A 16,211-nucleotide genomic window follows, 5' to 3' on the forward strand; every position below is an offset into this window, starting at 1 on the left:
GATCACCAGGGGCTTGCCGCCTCACCGGGGTCGTCACCGCAAGGAGGACTGACCATGGCCATCTACCCGGATAAGAAGGACGGCAAGCTGACTGGCCGTTTCCGCGTGGAGTTGCAGAAGGGAAAGCAGCGCTACCGGAAGCGGTGGGACACTTATGCGGAGGCTCAGAAGGACGAGGCAGCAGTCCAGGCAGCCTGGGAAGCCGGGGAGACCCCGCCGGCCCCTGGAGCGGCCCCTGGGGCCCCTGACGTCCACACGTTCGGCTCAGTGATCCCGCTGGCCAAGGGGAAGCTCTGGGTCGGCCAGTCCACTGAGGAGACCTCTTGGGCCCGTCTGGAGAAGGTCGCCGGTATCCTCGGGCGCAACACGCGACTCGACGACGTGGACACCCAGGCGGTCGACCGGGTCATCACGGCCCTGCAGAAGGCGGGCACAGCGGACGGTACGATCAACCGCTACCTTTCGCACCTCCGCACGTTCCTCGTGTGGGCCAAGCGCCGCAAGTACCGGACCGTCCCCATCAAGGACGAGATCGAGTTCGCATGGCGCAAGGAGAGCGTAGGGCGCATCCGCTGGATCACCGATAAGGAGGAGCAGGGCCTGCGCGAGTTCCTCACGACCCGCACCGATCCGAAGGGGCAGGGGCCAGCGCTGGCCGTCTGGAAGCTCATCTACGTGGCGATCCGTACCGGATGCCGGCGGGACGAATTGTTGACCGCAGAGCTGTCACAGATTAACGGCACGCGCTTGCACCTATGGGAGACCAAGACGGACACTCCCCGAACCGTGCCGATGACGCAGGAGACTACAGACGTGCTTCTCGACCTGATCCGGTCAGGGACGATGCCCTCACAGCGGAGCCTCCGCTCGTGGTGGGACCGTGCCAAGGCTGCGATCGGCCTCGCGAAGGATGACGAGTTTGTCTTCCATGTCACCCGGCACACTTGCGCCACCCGGCTAGTCGACGCAGGCGTAAACGTCTTCGTCATCAAGGAATGGATGGGCCACAAGCGTATCGAAACGACCCTTCGGTATGCACATGTGAAGCCGCAAAACCTTGAGGATGCACTGGTCCGGGTGGGGGACTACGTATCGGCGGCGAACGAAAACTCACGGTTTTCCGCCAATAATTCACTCCCCCACGCTCACCCCACCGGGGCGGGAATGGGTTCACTATCACCGGAAAGGGTTGTCGCGGCCTGAGTGAAATCAGGTACTTAGCCTTGCGGGCGTGGCGGAATTGGTAGACGCGCTGGATTTAGGTTCCAGTATCGAAAGATGTGGGGGTTCGACTCCCTTCGCCCGCACCAGCTTCGCTCTCGCAAGCGAAGCTTGTAGGACACCGTGATCCCGATCCTATTGGACGAAAGCTGTCGAGAATGCAGACTGTCGAGACGTTGAACGAGGGTTTGAAGCGGGCCTACACGCTCACCATCACCGCGGCCGAAATCGACGCCAAGGTCGATGCCGAGGTGAAGCGCGTGTCGCCGCAGATCCGCATGCCCGGCTTCCGTCCCGGCAAGGTTCCGGCGAACCTGGTGCGCAAGATGCACGGCCCGGCGCTGACCCAGGAAGCGCTCAACACCTCGATCCAGGAAGGCGTGCAGACGCTGATGGCCGAGCAGAAGCTGCGCCCGGCGCTCCAGCCGCAGGTGTCGCTGGACGAGGGCTTCGAGCCGGGCAAGGACGCGGTCGTCAAGGTCGAGCTGGAAGTGCTCCCCGACGTGCCGGCGCCCGCCATCGACGGCATCAAGCTTGAGCGTCTGACCGTTCCCGCAGACGAAGCGGCGATCGACGAGCGCATCCAGCAGATCGCCAGCCAGAACAAGCAGCACAACGACGCGCCCGAGGGCCATGCTGCCGAGACCGGCGACGTCGTGGTGATGGATTTCGCCGGCAAGGTCGACGGCGTCGCCTTCGAAGGCGGCACCGGCGAGGGCATGTCGATCGAGATCGGCTCGGGCCGCCTCATCCCCGGCTTCGAGGACCAGCTGGTCGGCGTGAAGAAGGGCGACGAGAAGACCATCGAGGTCAATTTCCCCGAGGACTACGGTGTCGACACGCTCAAGGGCAAGCCGGCGACCTTCGACCTCAAGGTCACCGACGTGCGCGTGCCGGCCGGCGAGACGGTCGCGGACGACGAGTTCGCCAAGTCGCTGGGCCTGGAAAGCCTGGAGCAGCTGCGCGGCATCCTGAAGGATCAGGCGGGCCAGGAGCTCAACAACCTCACCCGCACCCACATGAAGCGCAAGCTGCTCGACCAGCTCGCCGCCGACCACGACTTCGAGGTTCCGCCCTCGATGGTCGAGGCCGAGTTCAACCAGATCTGGGCACAGCTCGAGCACGAAGCGACCCACGAGGCCGATCCGGAAGCCGCCAAGGCCGAGCTGGAGAACGAGCGCGAGGATTACCGCGCGATCGCGGTGCGTCGCGTCCGCCTGGGCCTGCTGCTGTCGGAAATCGGCCAGGCGAACGGCGTCGAGGTCAGCCAGCAGGAGATGCAGCGCCTGATCCTGCAGGCAGCGCAGCAGTATTCGCCGCAGGACCGCGAGCGCTTCATCCAGTACGTCCAGCAGGAGCCGATGGCGGCCGCCCAGCTGCGCGCGCCGCTGTATGAGGACAAGGTCGTCGACTTCCTGTTCGACAAGGCCGAGATCACCGACCGCGAAGTGACCCGCGAGGAGCTGGAAGCCGCGATCGAGAGCGAGGACGGCTTCGCCAGCGGCACCCACGTCCACAACCATGATCACGACCATGACCATGATCACGCGCATGGCCACGACCACGATCATGCCCACGACCATGCTGCCGAGGCGGGCGAGGAAGCGGCTGCCGAGCCGGTGAAGCCGAAGCGCAAGTCGACCAAGAAGGCCGAAGCCGCCGACATCGAGCCGGCCGCCGCCGCCGCCGAGGCGGCACCCGCCGCGCCGAAGAAGAAGGCTGCGACCAAGAAGGCTCCGAAGGCCGAGGGCGACGACGCCGCCGCCGCCGAGGCAGCACCGAAGAAGAAGGCTGCCAAGAAGAAGGCCGACGACGCCGCCTAAGCGCGGGTCCGACCGGATCGAAGAAGGGCTGCAGGTCGCGACCGATCTGCAGCCCTTTTTTGTTGGCCGGGACCGGCGGCGGGGCCACGTCGGCCGATTCCGCCGGGGGGCGGCACGATCCCCGGTCCAAGGGAACGCTGTTCCCGGGCGGGGCCAAGGCTCTATGGGCACTCTCCCCGGACCCATGAGGATGAGCGGATGATCTTGCGCAGCGACGAGACCCAGGATGTGGACGTGCCCGGCAGCGGCGCGATGCGGATGCATCTGTTCCGCCCCGCCATCGAGGGACGCTTCCCGGGCGTGCTCCTGTTTTCCGAAATCTATCAGGTGACGGCGCCCATCCGCCGGCTTGCGGCGATGATCGCGGGCAACGGCTTCGTCGTGGCGGTGCCGGAGGTCTATCACGAGTATGAGCCCGCCGGCACGGTGCTTACCTACGACCCCGTCGGCACGGACCGCGGCAACGCGCTGAAGTTCACCAAGCCCGTCGCCGCCTATGATGCCGACGCGAATGCCGCCGTGACGGCACTCCTCCGCAACCCGGCGTGCAACGGCCGGGTGGGGACCTTCGGCGTGTGCCTCGGCGGGCATCTCGCCTATCGCGCCGCCTTCGATCCGCGGGTGTCGGCGGCGGCCTGTTTCTACCCTACCGACATCCATTCCGGGACGCTGGGCGAAGGCCGATCGGACGACAGCCTGGCGCGCATGGCCGAGCTGAAGGCGGCCGTGATGTTCGTGTGGGGCCGGCAGGATCCGCACGTGCCGTTTGCCGGAAGGGAGGCGATCCGCCGGCGCCTGGAGGAAGTCGGCGCCGCCTATGAATGGCACGAGGTCAACGCGCAGCACGCGTTCCTGCGCGACGAGGGGCCGCGCTACGATCCCGCACTGTTCCTGCAGACGATGGGGCTGACGCTGGAATTCTACCGGCGCACCCTGGGATGAACCGTGCGGCGGGGTCGATGGCACAGGGGGAGCGGATGTTGCAGAGGATTGGCCTGACGGTCGCACTCCTGCTGACGGGCTGCGACGGCGCACACGCCCCCATGCCAAGCGAGAAGGCCGGCGCGGTGCCGACGCCCGTCAGGCCGAGTCCAGCCGAACCCGCCTCGCCCGTGGTCGAGCCTCTCCCGGCCACGCCTGGCGCGGAGCCCGCGCCTGATGCATCGCTGCCGTCGGAGGTGGCCGCATTTCGCGAACGCCGGGACGAGTGCGATCACTTCCGTGGGGAGGACCCGTATGACGAGGAGCGCGCGGCCTTCCTGAGCGAGGCGCTGACACGAACCTGCACGGGCACCGATGCCGCGTTGAAAGCGTTGCGGGCGCGATATGCGGGCGACCCGCGGGTCCTGGCCGCGCTCGCCGATTATGAGGACGAGGCCGAATAGCCGCATCGCACGCCTTTCCGGACCGGGCACTCCTCCCTTTTCTGCTGGCGGAGGCGGGGCGGGATGGGTAGTCGCGGGCGCAGTCCAGACGCTACCGGAACCTGCATGAAGATCGCCGTCCTGCTGCCCTGCTACAATGAAGAGGCTGCGATCGCGCAGACGGTGGCGGGGTTCCGCGAGGCGCTGCCGGACGCGACGATCTACGTCTATGACAACAACAGCCGCGATCGGACGGTCGCGGTCGCGCGGGAGGCGGGGGCGGTGGTCCGCTCGGAGCGCATCCAGGGCAAGGGCGCGGTCGTGCGCCGCATGTTCGCCGACATCGAGGCCGACGTCTATGTGATGGCCGACGGCGACGCGACCTATGACGCCAGCGTCGCACCGGCGATGGTGGCGCAGCTCGTCACCGAGCAGCTCGACATGATCGTCGGATCGCGCGTCGAGCAGCACCAGGCGGCCTATCGCCGCGGGCATCGGTTCGGAAATCGCGCGATGACGGGCATCCTCGCGCGGCTGTTCGGGCGCAGCTTCACCGACATCTTCTCGGGCTACCGGGTGTTCTCGCGCCGATTCGTGAAGAGCTTCCCCTCGCTGTCCGGCGGGTTCGAGATCGAGACCGAGATCAGCGTCCATGCGCTGGAACTCAAGATGCCGGTCGCCGAGGTCGAGACCTGCTATTTCGCCCGGCCCGAGGGGTCCCACTCCAAGCTCAGCACCTATCGCGACGGCTGGCGGATCGCGCGGACGATCGCGACGCTCTATCGGTTCGAGCGGCCGCTGTGGTTCTTTGGCGCGTTGGGCCTGCTCCTCGCGGCGGTCGCGCTGCTGCTGGCGGTACCACTGGTGGTCACCTATCTCCAGACCGGCCTCGTGCCGCGCTTTCCGACGGCGATCCTGGTGACGGGCCTGATGATCCTCGCATCGCTGTGCGGATTCTCGGGGCTGATCCTCGACACGGTGGTGCGCGGGCGGGTCGAGGTGCGGCGGCTTGCCTATCTGGCGCATCCGGCCCCCGGCAACTGACGTCCCGCCGCGGATCGCGCCTCCCGGCCCTTGCGCCGGACGATCCGAGCGCCGATGTTGTATTTCGAACCTTACCAAGCGGGAACCCAATGCAGGACATCCACGACGCCCTCGTCCCCATCGTCATCGAACAGTCGAGCCGCGGCGAGCGTAGCTTCGACATCTATTCGCGCCTGCTGCGCGAGCGGATCGTGTTCGTGACCGGTGGCGTCGAGGATCACATGGCGTCGCTCATCACCGCCCAGCTGCTCTTCCTCGAGTCCGAGAACCCGAAGAAGGACATCTGGATGTACATCAACTCGCCGGGTGGCGTGGTGACCGCCGGCATGGCGATCCACGACACCATGCAGTACATCCGTCCGCGCGTCGGCACGGTGTGCATCGGCCAGGCCGCGTCGATGGGCAGCTTCCTGCTCGCCAGCGGCGAGCCGGGGATGCGCGTCGCGCTCACCAACGCCCGCATCATGATCCACCAGCCGTCGGGCGGCGCCCAGGGCATGGCCTCCGACATCGAGATCCAGGCCAAGGAGATCCTGCGCATCCGTCGCCGGATGAACGATCTCTATGCCAAGTACACGGGCAAGCCGCTGGAGGAGATCGAGCGGGCGATGGACCGCGACACCTTCCTGGAGGCGGACGAGGCCAAGGCATTCGGCCTGGTCGACCAGGTGTTCGACAAGCGTCCGACCCCGACCGAGGAAGCGCCTGCGGCCTGATCCGCGGCTGGAACATGCCCGCGCCTGAATCCGGCGGCGCGGGCAACGTCCTGATAACCCACGTGTTTTATGGATTGCCGGACCGGTGCCCGAGTGTAGACTGTCGGGCGGTGTAACGCGCCTAGGTGCGCGGGAGAGAAGTGAATGACCAAGCTCAGCGGCGGTGACTCCAAGAGCACGCTCTATTGCTCCTTCTGCGGCAAGTCGCAGCATGAGGTGCGCAAGCTCATCGCCGGCCCCACCGTGTTCATCTGCGATGAGTGCGTGGAGCTGTGCAACGACATCATCCGCGAGGAGACCAAGTCCGCGCTGGTGTCGAAGAAGGATGGGGGCGTCCCCACGCCGCAGGAGATCTGCGACGTGCTGGACGACTATGTCATCGGGCAGAAGCAGGCCAAGCGCGTGCTGTCGGTGGCCGTCCACAACCACTACAAGCGCCTGAACCACGGCCAGAAGGGCGCCGACGTCGAACTGGCGAAGTCGAACATCCTGCTCGTGGGCCCGACCGGCTGCGGCAAGACGCTGCTCGCCCAGACGCTGGCGCGCATCCTCGACGTGCCGTTCACGATGGCGGATGCGACCACGCTGACCGAGGCCGGTTACGTCGGCGAGGATGTCGAGAACATCATCCTCAAGCTGCTCCAGGCATCCGACTACAACGTCGAGCGGGCGCAGCGCGGCATCGTCTACATCGACGAGATCGACAAGATCAGCCGCAAGGCAGAGAACCCGTCGATCACGCGCGACGTGTCGGGGGAAGGCGTGCAGCAGGCGCTGCTCAAGCTGATGGAGGGTACCACCGCGTCCGTTCCGCCGCAGGGTGGCCGCAAGCATCCGCAGCAGGAATTCCTGCAGGTGGATACGACGAACATCCTGTTCATCTGCGGCGGTGCGTTCTCGGGCCTGGAAAAGATCATCGGCGACCGCCTGCAGGGCAAGTCGATCGGCTTCGGCGCCTATGTGGCCGCTCCCGAGGAGCGCCGCACGGGTGAGGTGCTGCGCCAGACCGAGCCGGAGGATCTGCTCAAGTTCGGCCTGATCCCCGAGTTCGTCGGCCGCCTGCCGGTGATCGCGACGCTCGAGGACCTCGACATCGACGCGCTGGTCAAGATCCTGACCGAGCCGAAGAACGCGCTGGTCAAGCAGTACCAGAAGCTGTTCGACATGGAGGGCGTGCGCCTGGGCTTCAACGACGATGCGCTGGTCGCGGTGTCGAAGAAGGCGATCGATCGCAAGACCGGCGCGCGTGGCCTGCGCTCGATCCTGGAGGGCATCCTGCTCGACACCATGTTCGACCTGCCCGGCATGGACGGGGTCGACGAGGTGGTGGTCGACAAGGACGTGATCGAGGGCCGCAAGGAACCCGTCCGCGTCTACGCCGAAAAGCAGAAGGCGGGCGACGCCGCCTGACCGGCAGCCCGTCCCAAGAACGAACGATGGAGACGGGCGCCCGCAACGGCGCCCGTTTCTGCATGAAGACTGCGAGGTTGGGGGACTCGCGGCGAACAACGGAGATTTGGAATCATGAACGCGACAATCGCGACGCTGCTCGGTTCGGCGCTTCTCGCCCCCGCGCTGTTCGCTGCCGCCCCTGCCGCCGCCGATCCGGGCGATCCGGGCGCCTGCACCGCCGCCACCCCGAACCGGGTGATGGTAAGCGTGCGCGGCCTCAAGAACTCGACCGGCAAGGTCCGCGTGCAGATCTACGACGCCGCCGGTTTTCTCAAGAAGGGCCGCTGGCTTGGGCGGGTCGAGGTGCCGGCGCAACGCAGCGGCGTCACCGTCTGCGTGGCGGTGCCGCGCGCCGGGCAATATGGCATCGCCGTCCGGCACGATGCGAACGGCAATGGCAAGTCCGACTGGAACGACGGCGGTGGCTTCTCGCGAGACCCCAGGCTGTCGCTGACGAAGTTGCAGCCGGACTTCGCGAAGGTCGCCGTCCCGCTCGACGGGGGCGTCAATCGGATCGCGGTGACGATGAACTACCGCCGCGGCCTGAGCATCGGGCCAATCGGCTAGGTTCTTCGTCCCCGCCCGAAGCGGCCGGTCCTAGCAGGGCACCAGCGTCACGAGCTTGTGGTCCGGCCGCTCCGCCATGCTGAACGTGTGCTGGGAAAACCGGATCAGGCCATCTTCGGGATGGGCGAACGTCCTTGTGCCGCCTTCGCGGCCGGAGACGCTCTGCGCCTCCCACTCCTGCGCGAAGAGCTCGGACTCGCGGCACAACTGGTTGGTCAGGCGCTCCAGCGCAGGGTCGTTCAGCATCCGGGCGCAATCGGCGCGGAACTCGGCCAGCAGGCGCCGCGCCCGATCTTGCCAGTCCGGCAGCAGCGTGCGCGCGGATGGGGACAGGAAGGTATAGCGCAGCAGGTTGCGGTCCCCGTCCGGGCCGAGCCAGCCGCCGAACAGGCGCTCCGCCGTTGGGTTCCAGCAACTCGCGTTCCACAGCCGGTCCAAGCCGTAGGCCGGGAAGGGCAGCGCCAGAACGAGCGCCGACACGCCCTCCGGTGCGGCGGAGGTCGTCGTTGCGGCCGGCACGGCAGGATCGCGTCTGGCGGCGAGTTCGAACAGATAGGCCCGCTCGGCCGCGGTGAGGGCAAGCGCCTGCGCCAGGCGCGCAAGCGCTTGCGGAGACACGCTGACGTTGCGGCCCTGCTCGATCCATGCGCACCAGGTGACGCCGATGCCGGCACGCGCCGCCAGTTCCTCGCGTCGCAGGCCCGGCGTCCGCCGGCGGGGGGTCGCCACGTCCGGCGTCATCCGCTCGCGGTGGGAACGGATGAACTGACCCAGCAGCTTGCGTCGGTCCTCGTCGTGCATGGGTGTTCCTATACCAGGATAACTGCTCCTCTTGTACCAGGCTGAGCGCTCGGCTCGAACGGGGCAGGAGGAAGTACCATGACCCGTTCCCACGATGCCGTCGTCGAAGCGCAGTTCGGCAGCCAGGCGAGTGCCTATGTCGCCAGCAGCGTCCATGCCGAAGGGGAGGACCTCGACGCCCTGGAGGCCATCGCCGCGCGCGAGCGGCCCAGCCGCGCGCTGGACCTCGGCACCGGCGGCGGGCACGTCGCCTATCGCCTCGCCGCGCACGCGGGCTCCGTTGCCGCCGTCGATCTTTCCGCAGCCATGCTGGAGGCCGTGAGCGAGACTGCCCAGGCCCGGGGTTTGGCGAACGTCGAGACCTGCGTCGCCTCGGCCGAACGCCTGCCGTTCGCGACCGCCTCGGTCGACCTGCTCGCGTGCCGCTATTCCACGCATCACTGGCAGCAATGGGGCGCCGGCCTGCGAGAAGCGCGGCGGGTGCTGAAGCCCGGTGCCCCGGCGATCTTCATCGACGTGATCTCGCCCGGCTACCCGGTCTTCGACACGCATCTCCAGGCGATCGAACTGCTGCGCGATCCATCGCACGTGCGGAACTACACCGAGGCGGAATGGACCGCCGCGCTCGCCGATGCGGGCTTTCGCGTGCGGCGGAGCGAGAAGCGGCGGGTGCGGATGGACTATGCGTCCTGGGTCGATCGCATGCGGACTCCCGACGCGCATCGGGCGGCGATCCGCTCGCTCCAGCAACGCGCCTCCGCGCAGGCGTCCGCCTATTTCGCCATCGAACCCGACGGCTCGTTCTCGATCGACGTGCTGCAGATCGAGGCGACCGCCTGCCGCGCCCGCGAACTCTGAGCGCGCGCGGGGGGGGGCGCGGGGTTACCCCGCCGCCTTCGCCAGCCCCCGCGAGAGTTGCAGCGCGCCGTGGAGGCGGCTGGCGGGGTCGGGCCAGGCGCGCGAGATCGCGAGCTTCATGTCGGGCCGCAGCTTCGCCGCGCCGCCCAGGCGGTCGACATAGGCGAGCAGGTTGGGGACGTTCGGGAAGTTATCCTCGTGGAACGTCACGATCGCGCCGCGGGCGCCGACGTCGATCTTGGCGATGCAGGCGCGCTTGGCGTTGAGCTTGGTCTCGATGAGCTTGAGCAGGTTCTCGGTCGCCTCGGGCAGCTTGCCGAAACGATCGATCAGCTCGGCCGCGAACGCGTCGATGCCGGCGCGGTCGTCCACGTCGTTGAGGCGGCGATAGAGGCCCATGCGCAAGTCGAGGTCAGGGACATAGTCCTCCGGGATCAGGATCGGCGCATCGACGGTGATCTGCGGCGAGAACTCCTTGGGCTTGTCGTCGCGCAGGCCGCCCGCCTTGGCGTCGAGGATCGCCTCCTCCAGCATCGACTGGTAGAGTTCGTAGCCCACTTCCTTGATGTGCCCCGACTGCTCGTCACCCAGGAGGTTGCCGGCGCCGCGAATGTCGAGATCGTGGCTGGCCAGCTGGAAGCCGGCGCCTAGCGATTCGAGGTCGGACAGCACCTTCAGCCGTTTGGTCGCGGCCTCGGTCATCTGCCGCTCGGGCGCGGTGTTCATATAGGCGTACGCACGCGTCTTGGCGCGGCCGACGCGCCCGCGCAGCTGGTAGAGCTGGGCGAGGCCGAACTTGTCGGCGCGATTGATGACCAGCGTGTTGGCGGACGGGATGTCGAGCCCGCTCTCGACGATGGTGGTCGACACCAGCACGTCGTAGCGCTTGTCGTAGAAGGCGGACATGCGCTCCTCGACTTCGCTCGGGCTCATCTGGCCGTGGGCGACGACGTAGCGGACCTCGGGAACCTCGTTGCGCAGGAACGCCTCGATGTCGGGCAGGTCGGCGATGCGCGGCGTCACGAAATAGGCCTGGCCGCCGCGATAATGCTCGCGCAGCAGCGCCTCGCGGATCACCACCGGGTCCCAGGGCATCACATAGGTCCGCACCGCCAGGCGATCGACCGGCGGGGTCTGGATCACCGACAGCTCGCGCAGGCCCGACATCGCCATCTGCAGCGTGCGCGGGATCGGCGTTGCGGTCAGGGTGAGCATGTGGACGTCCGCCTTCAGCGCCTTCAGCCGCTCCTTGTGGGTGACGCCGAACCGCTGCTCCTCGTCGACGATGACGAGGCCCAGGCGCTTGAAGTCGATCGTCTTGGCGAGCACCGCGTGGGTGCCGACGATCACGTCGATCGTGCCGTCCGCCAAGCCTTCCTTGACCCGCTTGGCCTCGGCCGCGGGGACGAGGCGGGAGAGGCGGCCGACGTTGATCGGGAAGCCCTCGAACCGCTGGGTGAAGTTCATGTGGTGCTGGCGCGCGAGCAGCGTGGTGGGGCACACCACCGCCACCTGCATGCCGGCCATCGCGGCGACAAAGGCGGCGCGCAGCGCGACCTCGGTCTTGCCGAAACCGACGTCGCCTACGACCAGCCGGTCCATCGGCGTGCCGGCGCCCAGATCGTCGAGGACGTCGCCGATCGCGCGGTCCTGGTCCTCGGTTTCCTGGTACGGGAAGCGGTCGACAAAGGCGGGGTAGCCGCTGGGGTCGGGCTCGGCGACCTCGGCCGGGCGCAGCGCGCGCTTGGCGGCGGTGGCGATGAGCTCGCCCGCGATCGCGCGGATGCGCTCCTTCATGCGGCTCTTGCGCCGCTGCCACGCCTCGCCACCCAGCTTGTCGAGGCTCGCGCCTTCCTCGCCCGAGCCATAGCGGGTGAGCACTTCCAGGTTCTCGACCGGCACGTAGAGCTTGTCGCCGCCGGCATAGGAGAGCGCGACGCAGTCGTGCGGCGCGCGCGACACCGGGATCTGGGTCAGTCCCTCGTAGCGGCCGATGCCGTGCTCGCTGTGCACCACCAGGTCGCCGGGCGAGAGCGTCGCCAGCTCCTGCAGGAAGGCGTCGGTGTTCTTGCGGCGCTTGGCGCGGCGCACCAGCCGGTCGCCAAGCATGTCCTGCTCGGTGAGCACCGCGACGTTGGGCGCGGTGAAGCCGTGGTCGAGGGGGAGGACGATCAGCGTCGGCCCGCGCTCGGCGGCGCCCAGCGCCTCCTGCCAGCCGTCGGCGGCGATCGCGCCATTGAGGCCGTGGTCGGCGAGCAGTCCGGTCAGCCGCTCGCGGGCGCCCGGCGAATAGCTCGCGAGGATCGCCTTACGGCCCTCACGCTTGAGCTTGGCGAGATGCGCGACGACCGCTTCGTAGACGTTGCTGCCGCCGGTGCGCTCGGGCGCGAAGTCGCGCGGGCCGTCGACGCCGAAATCGAGCACGGTCGCGCTCTCCGGCTCGTGGAACGGCGTCACCTGATGCGCGGCCGCCTCGTCCAGCCGCCGCGTCCACTCCTCGGCATTGAGGTAGAGCTGGTTGGGAAGCAGCGGGCGATAGCTGCCCGGGTCCGCCGACTGCGCGCGGGCGCGGTTGGCGTGATAGTCGGCGATCCCCTCGAAGCGCGCCTCGGCGGCGCCGGGGACGCCGGCGTCGCGCACGATCACCGCGTCGGCGGGCAGATGCTCGAACAGCGTCTCCAGCCGTTCCTCGAACAGCGGCAGCCAATGCTCCATGCCCGACAGGCGGCGGCCATCGGAGATCGCCTGGTAGAGCGGGTCGCCGGTCGCGGTCGCGCCGAAGGTCTCGCGATAGCGTGCGCGGAAGCGCTTGACGCTGTCCTCGTCGAGCAGCGCCTCGGAGGCAGGCAATAGGGTGAAGCCGTCGATGCGGCCGCTGGTGCGCTGGTCGGCGGGGTCGAAGGTGCGCACACTCTCGATCTCGTCGCCGAAGAAGTCGAGCCGCAGCCCCTGTTCGGCGCCGGAGGGAAAGAGATCGACCAGCCCGCCGCGTACCGCGAATTCGCCGGCGTCGTGCACCGTCTCGACGCGGACATAGCCGTTGCCCTGCAGTAGCTCGGCCAGGCGATCGAGCGAGATGCGCTCGCCCGGCGCCAGCCGCGCCACCAGCTGGCGGATGCGGAACGGGGTGAGCACGCGCTGGGTGGCGGCGTTGACGGTGGTGACCAGCAGCCGCGGCGCCTTGCCGGGGCTCTGGAGCGCGTGGAGCGTCGCCAGTCGTTCCGCCATGGCGCGCAACGTGGGGGAGGCGCGGTCGTACGGCAGGCAGTCCCACGCCGGGAAGGACAGGATCTCCAGCTCTGGCGCGAAGAACGGCGCGGTCGCCGCCACCGCCCGCATCGCCGCCTCGTCCGGGGCCACATAGACCACCCCGCCGGCGCTTCCACGCGCGAGATCGGCGAGCAGGCTGGGCAGGAACCCCGCCGGGACGCCCGAAAGCGTGAGCGGGCGGCTGGCGGAGAGGATGGTCTGGAGATCGGGCATGTCGGGCGCGGGCGTTCCGTTCGGTCTGGGACGGGGGAAGGCGAGGTCGCCGTCAGCGGGCGATCGGCACGTAGTTCAGGGTCTTGAGCGCCGCCATAACCGTGCCCTCGAACTGCGGCGGCACCGGCTGGGTTCCCATCGCCCAGGCCATGATGTCGACGTCCTGTTCCTCCAGGAAGGTCTCGAACCAGAGGATCTCCTGGTCGGTCCAGCTCTCGCCATGCGCGTCGAAGAAGCCGCCGATCATCAGGTCGGCTTCCTTGGTGCCGCGGTGCCATGCGCGGAAGCGCAGGCGCTTGAGACGGGTTTCGCGGTCCATGGGATCTCCAACGGCAAGGAGCCGGCGGGCGCAAACGGCCGTCGGCGGATCAGTGCGACGCCGCTTCCCGACATGGGCCGAAACGCGGTAGGGGCAGCAGATAGTCATGCGTCCCCAACTTCTCAATCCGCTGTTCGCCGAGGTCACCGCGCTGAAAGGTGTCGGCGCCGCCATGGCCAAGCCGCTCGACCGGCTGGGCCTGTCGCGCGTGGTCGACGTCGCCTTTCACCTGCCGAGCGGCTGGGTCGACCGGCTGCCGCGCGACACGCTCGACATGGCCGACGCGGGGCGGATCATCGCGATCACGCTTACGCCGGTCGACTATCGGCTGAGTGCCGGGCGCGGACCGACGCGGGTGCAGGCGCAGGATGCGGCGGGCAATGTCGTCAGCCTCGTCTATTTCGGCGGCAACGCCGGCTGGGTGAAGAAGCTGCTGCCGCTGGGCGAGCCGCGCCGGGTGTCGGGCAAGCTAGAGACCTATGGCCAGAGCTTGCAGATCGTCCACCCGGACCAGGTGCTGCCGCTGGAGGAAGCCACTGGCCTGCCGGAGCGCGAGGCGGTGTATCCGCTGTCCGAAGGCCTCACCTCGCGCCGCGTCGCCGGCTTGGTGGAGCAGGCGATCGAGCGGGCGCCCGAGCTCCCCGAGTGGATCGAGCCGAGCCTGCTCTCCACCAAGGGATGGCCCGGCTGGCGCGAGGCGCTGGTGCGCATCCACGCCGATCCCGCCGATGCCAAGGCGCGCGAGCGGCTCGCCTATGACGAGGTGTTCGCCAACCAGCTCGCGCTGCTGCTGGTGCGGGGCGAGGCGCGGGCCAAGCGCGGGCGGCCGCTGACCGGCGACGGCAGCATCCGCGCGCGGCTGAAGCTGCCATACGCTCCCACGGGTGCGCAGGCGCGCACCATCGCCGAGATCGAGGGCGATCTGGCACAGGTGCAGCCGATGCTGCGGCTGCTCCAGGGCGATGTCGGCTCCGGTAAGACGCTGGTGGCGATCATGGCGCTCTTGGTCGCGGTGGAGGCGGGGGCGCAGGGCGCGCTGCTCGCGCCGACCGAGATCCTGGCGCGCCAGCATGGCGAGACGCTGACCCGGCTGCTCCAGCCGATCGGCGTCAACGTCGCCGTGCTGACCGGCCGCGACAAGGGTCGCGCGCGCGAGGCCACGCTGATGGGGCTCGCCGACGGATCGATCGACATCCTGGTCGGCACCCACGCGATCTTCCAGGAGGGCGTGGGCTATCGCGACCTGGGGCTGGTGGTGGTGGACGAGCAGCACCGCTTCGGCGTCGCCCAGCGGATGATGCTCCAGGCCAAGGCACAGCGCCCGCCGCACCTCTTGGTGATGACCGCCACCCCGATCCCGCGCACGCTGACGCTCGCCCAATATGGCGAGATGGACGTCAGCCGCCTGGACGAAATGCCGCCCGGCCGCGAGCCGATCGAGACGCGCGTCGTGTCGGAGGACCGGCTCGACGAAGTGGTCGACGCGCTCGCCCGCCACCTGTCCAACGGCGGGCAGGCCTATTGGGTGTGCCCGTTGGTCGAGGAGAGCGAAAAGAGCGACCTCGCCGCCGCCGAGGCGCGCGCGGAGGCCTTGCGCAGCCGCTTCGGCGCGCGGGTCGGCTTGGTCCACGGCCGCATGAAGGCGCCCGAGAAGGATGCCGCCATGGCCGATTTCCAGGCGGCGCGCACCGGCGTGCTGGTCGCGACCACGGTGATCGAGGTCGGCGTCGACGTGCCGAACGCCACGCTGATCGTGATCGAGGCCGCCGACCGCTTCGGCCTGGCCCAGCTCCACCAGCTGCGCGGGCGCGTCGGGCGGGGCGGGGGCACGTCGCGCTGCCTGCTGCTGCGCGGCAATGCGCTGAGCGAGACGTCACGCGCGCGGCTGGCCTTGATGCGCGAGAGCAACGATGGCTTCCGCATCGCCGAGGAGGATCTGCGGCTGCGCGGCGCGGGCGAGATCCTGGGGACGCGCCAGTCGGGCGAGATGCAGTTCCGCATCGCAACGCCGGAGATGCTGGGCGAGTTGATGCCGGCCGCCAACGGCGACGCGCGGCTGCTGGTCGACCGCGACGGTGGGCTGCACGGCCCCCGTGGCGAGGCGGCGCGGCTGGCGCTCTACTTGTTCGAGCGCGATGCCGCCGTGGGACTGCTGCGCTCGGGCTGAGGGTCGACGGGCGGCAGCGGCTCCAGCACCTTGGCGAGCAGCTCGAAATAGCTCGCACGGTCGATCGGCATGTCGAACATGCAGCCGAAGCGCTTGCCCTTGGCCCAGCGCACCTCGGCCGCCATCACCCCCACCACCGGCAGGATCAGCCGCAGCCGGTCGCCGGGCTGGAACGCCAGGTGCGTGCGCGCGGAAAGACCGTGAGAGGAGAGGTTGAGCACCCGCAGCTGCAGCGCCTCGGCCGCGGGACCAAAGCCCCGCGCCTCGAACTGCACTTCGTCGCGCACGTGCGACGGTTCGACCGTCCCCGCCGCCGTCTGCCTGAACTTCTCGTCCATGGCGCCCCCTTGCGACAAATGGATAGCAGCAATGGCGGGTAGGGGGAAGGATTGATGC

At 68.6% G+C, this 16,211-nt stretch carries 14 protein-coding genes and 1 tRNA gene; 11 read left to right on the top strand and 4 right to left on the bottom strand.

The genetic code is table 11. From position 1 onward, the window contains the following. The first annotated feature begins 54 nt into the window (after positions 1–54). The 9 genes from EO081_RS04120 (at position 55) to EO081_RS04160 (ending at position 8,187) form a co-directional block, all read left to right on the top strand. Complete coding sequence (locus tag EO081_RS04120) at positions 55–1,203, top strand: tyrosine-type recombinase/integrase (RefSeq protein WP_129340634.1); 1,149 nt, start codon at positions 55–57, stop codon at positions 1,201–1,203. A gap of 22 nt (positions 1,204–1,225) precedes the next feature. Then, positions 1,226–1,310 (top strand) — tRNA-Leu (locus EO081_RS04125). A gap of 69 nt (positions 1,311–1,379) precedes the next feature. After that, on the top strand, positions 1,380–3,044 hold the full coding sequence (gene tig / locus EO081_RS04130) for a trigger factor (RefSeq protein ID WP_129340635.1): 1,665 nt from the start codon (positions 1,380–1,382) through the stop codon (positions 3,042–3,044). A 198-nt stretch (positions 3,045–3,242) separates the two neighbouring features. Continuing rightward, the gene (locus EO081_RS04135) at positions 3,243–3,986 is read left to right on the top strand and encodes a dienelactone hydrolase family protein (protein ID WP_129340636.1); all 744 of its coding nucleotides are present in this window, start codon (positions 3,243–3,245) and stop codon (positions 3,984–3,986) included. Between the two features lie 17 nt (positions 3,987–4,003). Continuing rightward, a complete protein-coding gene (locus tag EO081_RS04140; protein ID WP_240697528.1) occupies positions 4,004–4,429 on the top strand; it encodes a hypothetical protein in 426 nt (141 codons plus the stop codon). 105 nt (positions 4,430–4,534) lie between these two features. Continuing rightward, positions 4,535–5,452 carry a glycosyltransferase family 2 protein gene (locus EO081_RS04145; protein WP_129340637.1) on the top strand — a complete coding sequence of 306 codons (918 nt, stop codon included), beginning with the start codon at positions 4,535–4,537 and terminating at the stop codon, positions 5,450–5,452. Between the two features lie 89 nt (positions 5,453–5,541). Then, positions 5,542–6,168 carry an ATP-dependent Clp endopeptidase proteolytic subunit ClpP gene (gene clpP / locus EO081_RS04150; RefSeq protein WP_129340638.1) on the top strand — a complete coding sequence of 209 codons (627 nt, stop codon included), beginning with the start codon at positions 5,542–5,544 and terminating at the stop codon, positions 6,166–6,168. A 144-nt stretch (positions 6,169–6,312) separates the two neighbouring features. After that, on the top strand, positions 6,313–7,578 hold the full coding sequence (gene clpX, locus EO081_RS04155) for an ATP-dependent Clp protease ATP-binding subunit ClpX (RefSeq protein ID WP_125960446.1): 1,266 nt from the start codon (positions 6,313–6,315) through the stop codon (positions 7,576–7,578). Positions 7,579–7,692: 114 nt separating this feature from the next. Further along, positions 7,693–8,187, top strand: a complete 495-nt coding sequence (locus tag EO081_RS04160) for a DUF2141 domain-containing protein (RefSeq protein ID WP_129340639.1) — start codon at positions 7,693–7,695, stop codon at positions 8,185–8,187. A gap of 30 nt (positions 8,188–8,217) precedes the next feature. Here EO081_RS04160 and EO081_RS04165 read toward each other — a convergent pair whose 3' ends face one another. Next, positions 8,218–8,988, bottom strand: a complete 771-nt coding sequence (locus EO081_RS04165; RefSeq protein ID WP_129340640.1) for a helix-turn-helix transcriptional regulator — start codon at positions 8,986–8,988, stop codon at positions 8,218–8,220. Between the two features lie 78 nt (positions 8,989–9,066). Here EO081_RS04165 and EO081_RS04170 point away from each other — a divergent pair, with 78 nt between their 5' ends. Then, entirely contained in the window at positions 9,067–9,846 is a 780-nt protein-coding gene (locus tag EO081_RS04170) for a class I SAM-dependent methyltransferase (RefSeq protein ID WP_129340641.1), read from the top strand. Between the two features lie 24 nt (positions 9,847–9,870). Here EO081_RS04170 and mfd read toward each other — a convergent pair whose 3' ends face one another. Together mfd and EO081_RS04180 are read right to left on the bottom strand one after the other, a co-directional pair. Beyond that, positions 9,871–13,329, bottom strand: a complete 3,459-nt coding sequence (gene mfd / locus EO081_RS04175; RefSeq protein ID WP_129340642.1) for a transcription-repair coupling factor — start codon at positions 13,327–13,329, stop codon at positions 9,871–9,873. A gap of 52 nt (positions 13,330–13,381) precedes the next feature. Beyond that, positions 13,382–13,648, bottom strand: coding sequence for an FAD assembly factor SdhE (locus tag EO081_RS04180; RefSeq protein WP_129340643.1), 267 nt, complete (start codon positions 13,646–13,648; stop codon positions 13,382–13,384). Positions 13,649–13,754: 106 nt separating this feature from the next. Between EO081_RS04180 and recG the strand changes: the two genes are divergently transcribed. Continuing rightward, entirely contained in the window at positions 13,755–15,815 is a 2,061-nt protein-coding gene (gene recG, locus EO081_RS04185) for an ATP-dependent DNA helicase RecG (RefSeq protein WP_129340644.1), read from the top strand. On the opposite strand, the gene EO081_RS04190 is transcribed toward recG, so the two are convergent. Further along, the gene (locus tag EO081_RS04190) at positions 15,767–16,153 is read right to left on the bottom strand and encodes a PilZ domain-containing protein (RefSeq protein WP_129340645.1); all 387 of its coding nucleotides are present in this window, start codon (positions 16,151–16,153) and stop codon (positions 15,767–15,769) included. The genes recG and EO081_RS04190 overlap by 49 nt on opposite strands. Positions 16,154–16,211 lie beyond the last annotated feature (58 nt).

Source organism: Sphingomonas desiccabilis (genome assembly GCF_004135605.1).
Lineage (GTDB): Bacteria > Pseudomonadota > Alphaproteobacteria > Sphingomonadales > Sphingomonadaceae > Sphingomonas > Sphingomonas desiccabilis.